This is a genomic window from Proteiniclasticum sp. C24MP (genome assembly GCF_043951855.1).
GTDB lineage: Bacteria > Bacillota > Clostridia > Clostridiales > Clostridiaceae > Proteiniclasticum.
Window position 1 is genome coordinate 1 of the sequence record NZ_JBINJW010000047.1, and the last position, 4,580, is coordinate 4,580.

Below are 4,580 nucleotides of genomic sequence, written 5' to 3' on the forward strand. Positions count from 1 at the left end.
ATGATCAGGCAAAAACCAAGTTTTATCACCATGGAAGACCTGAACGTGAAGGGCATGATGAAGAACAGGCATTTAGCGAAGGCTGTACAAGGCCAGAACTTCTATTCCTTCAGGCTGAAACTTGCTGACAAGTGCAGGAGGAACGGGATAGAGTTAAGAATTGCTGACAGGTGGTATCCCTCAAGCAGGCTGTGCTCGGAATGTGGTTCCATCAGAAAGGATCTGAAGTTATCTGATAGAACCTACAGATGCGATGCGTGCGGCTTCGTCATAGACAGGGACAGGAATGCCAGCATAAATCTTCTGAATGCGAAAGTCTACACGGTAGCACTGTAATGCTATTGTAGATGTGTACCGATGGCTAGTCGGGAATTTACGACTGTGGACTGTACAGGAACTTGTGAGTAGAAGCTCAGGAAACTGAGGCGAAAGCATACAGGAAGAAGCAGTAAAAGTCTCGATATGGATATTTGTCCATATTTTGAGTAGCAGATGAATCATTTGAATAAGGAAATGCTTAAATCCCTGATAGATGGCGCCAGTGGAAAAACGCCCTGCGACCTGATTCTGAAGAACGGAAAGATTCTGGACGTCTTCAGCGGAGAAGTGCTGAATGAATCCATCGCCGTGAAAAACGGCATGATTGTAGGGTTCGGAAATGAGTATCTCGGAACCATAGAAGTGGATCTTCAGGGAGCCTACGTAGCGCCTGGTCTTATAGACTCCCATATCCATATAGAATCCACACTGGCCACCCCAAAGGAATTTTCAAAGGCGGCTGTAAAGCACGGAATCACAACGGTAATCATGGATCCCCATGAAATCGGGAATGTGCTGGGCACGGAAGGGCTCACCTATATGCTGGACGCATCAGAGAACCTCCCAGTGGATTTTCAGATGATGCTTCCATCCTGTGTACCAGCCACAAGACATGAAACATCCGGTGCAGTGCTTTCTGCAGGAGATCTGGCTCCTTTCTATGATCAGGAGCGAGTGAGCGGCCTTGCCGAAGTCATGGATCTTCCCTCTGTAAGAGAAACTGCAGATGACATGATGGAAAAACTTCTGGATGCACAGAAACATCATAAAACCATCGATGGACACGGTTCCGGCTTGTCTTTCATGGACAACAACATTTATCGCACTGCTGGAATCCGAACGGATCACGAATGCACCACACTGGAAGAAGCTAAAGACCGTCTGAAGAAAGGCTTCTATGTGCACATCCGAGAAGGATCCGTCGCGAAGAATTTTGATGCCATCATCCCTCTTGTAAATAAGAACAATCACCGAAGGTTCACCTTCTGCACGGATGACATCTATGTGGATGATCTTTATGATCACGGAAGCATTGATGCCATGGTGAGAAAGGCTATGAGAAACCGTCTCGATCCCATTGATGCTATGAGAATCGCTACGCTCAATGCGGCTGAATGCTACGGACTGATAAGAAAAGGAGCTGTGGCACCAGGATATGAAGCCGATCTTGTGATTCTGGATGATCTCGAAGCGTTCACCATAAGGTCTGTCTACAAAAACGGAAATCTCATATGGGACAAGGATAAACTGGTGTATGCGTACCCTGAAAGTAACCTTCCTGAACCGAAAAATACCATCCGCCTACCTGAATTGGCAAAAGAGCAGCTTACCATCCGTTCCTCCACCGGTGTGCTCCATCTCATTGAAGTTCTGCCGAACAGTCTTCTGACCAATCATCTTACCATGAAGCATAAAATCGGCCTGGATTTCAAAGCGGATCCTTCTTCAGATCTGGCCAGACTCTATGTCATTGAAAGACATGGGAGAAACGGCAGTCTGGGCAAGGGAATCGCCAAGGGCTTCCATATGCAGAAAGGTGCAGTGGCTACAACCATCGCTCATGATTCTCACAATCTGGTGGCGCTGGGTATGAATGAGGATGACCTGATACTTGCTGTGAAGAGAATCGAAGAAATCGGTGGTGGAATCGTCATTGCCGATGAGGGAAAAATACTGGCGGAGCTGAAGCTTGATATCGCAGGACTCATGTCCAGTGAACCTCTGGAAAGAATCAGCGAAAACCTGAAAAAACTTCACGAGGCTTCCACCCTCATTTTTCAGGATATCGTGTTCAACCCCTTCCTCACTCTTTCCTTTCTGACCTTACCTGTGATTCCTCAGCTGAAGATCACGGATCAGGGACTCTACCATATGACGGAAGGCAGATTCATAGGCATCGATGAAGTCCTGTCCGAGAAAAGGATCTGATTGAACATGAAATAAGCCAGGAAAAGCAGTTATGCTGCTTTTCCTGGCTTACTTTCTGAGTTATCTATTCTTTGATGTAGGTCTTGTCTTCTACAGGTTCATTTTCGGGCAGGCTTTTTTCTTCAGCCAGCAGGATTTTCAGTTCATTTTCCATGTACTTGTATAATTTCTCCCAGCTGACTACTTTAAAATTATGCTTGTCATCAATCATGGAGACAGCTGAAAAATCCTCTTTCCCATCGAGTTTTCGAAAGAGTATGTGAACCCCTTTATAATCCAGTGCTAGCACCCGGTCGGCACTCATATAGCCCTGGCTGAGCAGATTATACTCATTGCAGAACTCACAGAGATATTTGATCAGTGTTTCACCCATGCTGTCTATACTGGTGACAGAGTACTTCCCTGTTACCCAGCGATACCAGCCGTCATGCAGGTTCACGAAATTAAAAAACTCATTATGATTCTTAAGCAGACGCCTTAATGATGCAATCTCGATTTTCATTTTTTCTTCAAGCAATTCTCTTCTTTCGTTATCTTTGACTTCCATCCTTTTCACCCCAAGTATTATAATTTTCTAAAAATTCTTATACTTAGTATAACATAATTCAGTGTTTCCTTTAATAACTTTAAGCAAACAATATGTAAAACTATTGCAGGTATTTTCCAGGTAGAGATCATATAATAAAAGTGTATGGAAAAACCATACACCTTATACCTATTCTTTTTTCGCTTTTTCCACTCTGAGACTTTTTCCTTTGATTTTTCTTTCAGACAGTCCCTTTACCGCAATTTCCCCTTTTCCGTTCATGATGTCGATATAGGAGCCCTGTTCCAGCACTTTGATGATGCCGATATCCTCCGGTTCTATTCCATCAATGGCATTCAGTGTCCCTACGATATCAAGGGGTCTGATCTTCTTTTTCTTCCCACCATTGATGTAGATTTTCGTGATGTCTGTATGGGTGATTTTCTTTTTCGGTCTGTTTCTTCTCAGGTTCTTCTGAAACTCTCTGAATCCGTCTTTTCCGCTTCTGTAAGGCTCATAGTCCATATGCGAAAGTTCCCCCAGTGAAGATCCGATATACTGTTCCACTTCGGAAACCTTTCTCATGTCATATTCCGTGATGAAATAGATGGCCAGCCCTTTTTTGAAGTTTCTTCCTGTTCTTCCCTTACGATGAACGTAGCTTTCCTTTTCCACAGGAAAATCGTAGCTTAATGAAATATCCAGATCCGATACATCAATTCCTCTGGAGGCCACATCCGTTGCCACCATATAGGGAATCTCCTTGTTCTTGAATCTTTCCATGGCCTTCAGCCTGTCTTCCTGCATCATTCCTCCATGGATTTTCAGAGCATCGATATTGGCCCCTTCCAGCCTTTTCTGAAGTCTGTCGCATTCATCCTTCGTATTGACGAAGATGATCATGCCCTGCGGCTTTCTGCCGTATATGACCGAAAGCAGGGCTTTCCACTTGTCCTTCACGTCCAGCTCATAATGAAGTGCTTCAATATTCAGTTCTTCATCTTTGGCGGCTTCAACGATTCTGAAATCCGGCGTGATTTTTGATGCCAGTTCTCTTACGCTCTCTGTAATGGTGGCGGAAAACATCATGGTCTGCTTCACTTTCTTCAGATGCCGCACGATCTCCATGACCTCGTCTGTGAAGCCCCGGTCCAGAAGCTCATCCACTTCATCTATGATGAGATTCTCTATGGAGGATACATCAATGGTTCCTCTCTTGATGTGGTCCAGCACTCTTCCTGGCGTTCCGCTGATGGCCTGATGTCTGTTTTTCATGGCACTGATCTGCTCCTGGAAGGGCTGCTTTCCGAATACCGCAACGCAGGACAGCTTCTTGTATCTTCCCAGGGTATCATACTCATTTTTGATCTGCAGTGCCAGTTCTCTGGATGGCGCCAGAATCAGGGTGTTGGCATTGGATTCCTCCCAGGAAGTCCTTTCCAGAATGGGCATGAGAAAAGCGATGGTCTTTCCGCTTCCAGTGGAAGAGGAACCCAGTATGTTTTCTCCTGCCATGGCCAGTGGACCAACCTTCTCCTGTATTTCTGTCAGTTCTCTGAATCCCAGACTTTCAATGGCTTTCAGGATTTCACTGTCTATATTGAGACTTGTAAATTTTTTACTCATATACTCTCCTTGTTTTCTGCGGCCCTGATTTTCTTCTTCTTTCTACACAGCCTGTTTTTGCTGCAAAAAAATATCTCACCAAACGTGAGAACTACCTTCACTTTTTCCAATCTAATCGGGCGCAATGTTTCTACTTATTATATGCTAAGAACCATTCAGTTGCAAATGAAATCCAGAATTA

4 protein-coding genes are annotated in these 4,580 nt (G+C 44.6%); 2 read left to right on the forward strand and 2 right to left on the reverse strand.

The genetic code is table 11. The features are described from left to right. A partial coding sequence (locus ACHAL6_RS15270; RefSeq protein WP_395271515.1) for an RNA-guided endonuclease InsQ/TnpB family protein occupies nt 1-336 on the forward strand: 336 nt, incomplete at its 5' end. Between the two features lie 156 nt (nt 337-492). Next, nucleotides 493-2,247 carry an adenine deaminase gene (ade, locus tag ACHAL6_RS15275; protein WP_395271516.1) on the forward strand — a complete coding sequence of 585 codons (1,755 nt, stop codon included), beginning with the start codon at nt 493-495 and terminating at the stop codon, nt 2,245-2,247. Nucleotides 2,248-2,311: 64 nt separating this feature from the next. Here the strand turns inward: ade and ACHAL6_RS15280 are convergent, their stop codons facing one another. After that, the gene (locus tag ACHAL6_RS15280; protein WP_395271517.1) at nt 2,312-2,794 is read right to left on the reverse strand and encodes a hypothetical protein; all 483 of its coding nucleotides are present in this window, start codon (nt 2,792-2,794) and stop codon (nt 2,312-2,314) included. Nucleotides 2,795-2,962: 168 nt separating this feature from the next. Continuing rightward, nucleotides 2,963-4,399: a DEAD/DEAH box helicase gene (locus ACHAL6_RS15285; RefSeq protein WP_395271518.1), complete on the reverse strand. Its 1,437-nt coding sequence runs from the start codon at nt 4,397-4,399 to the stop codon at nt 2,963-2,965. Between the last annotated feature and the right edge of the window lie 181 nt (nt 4,400-4,580).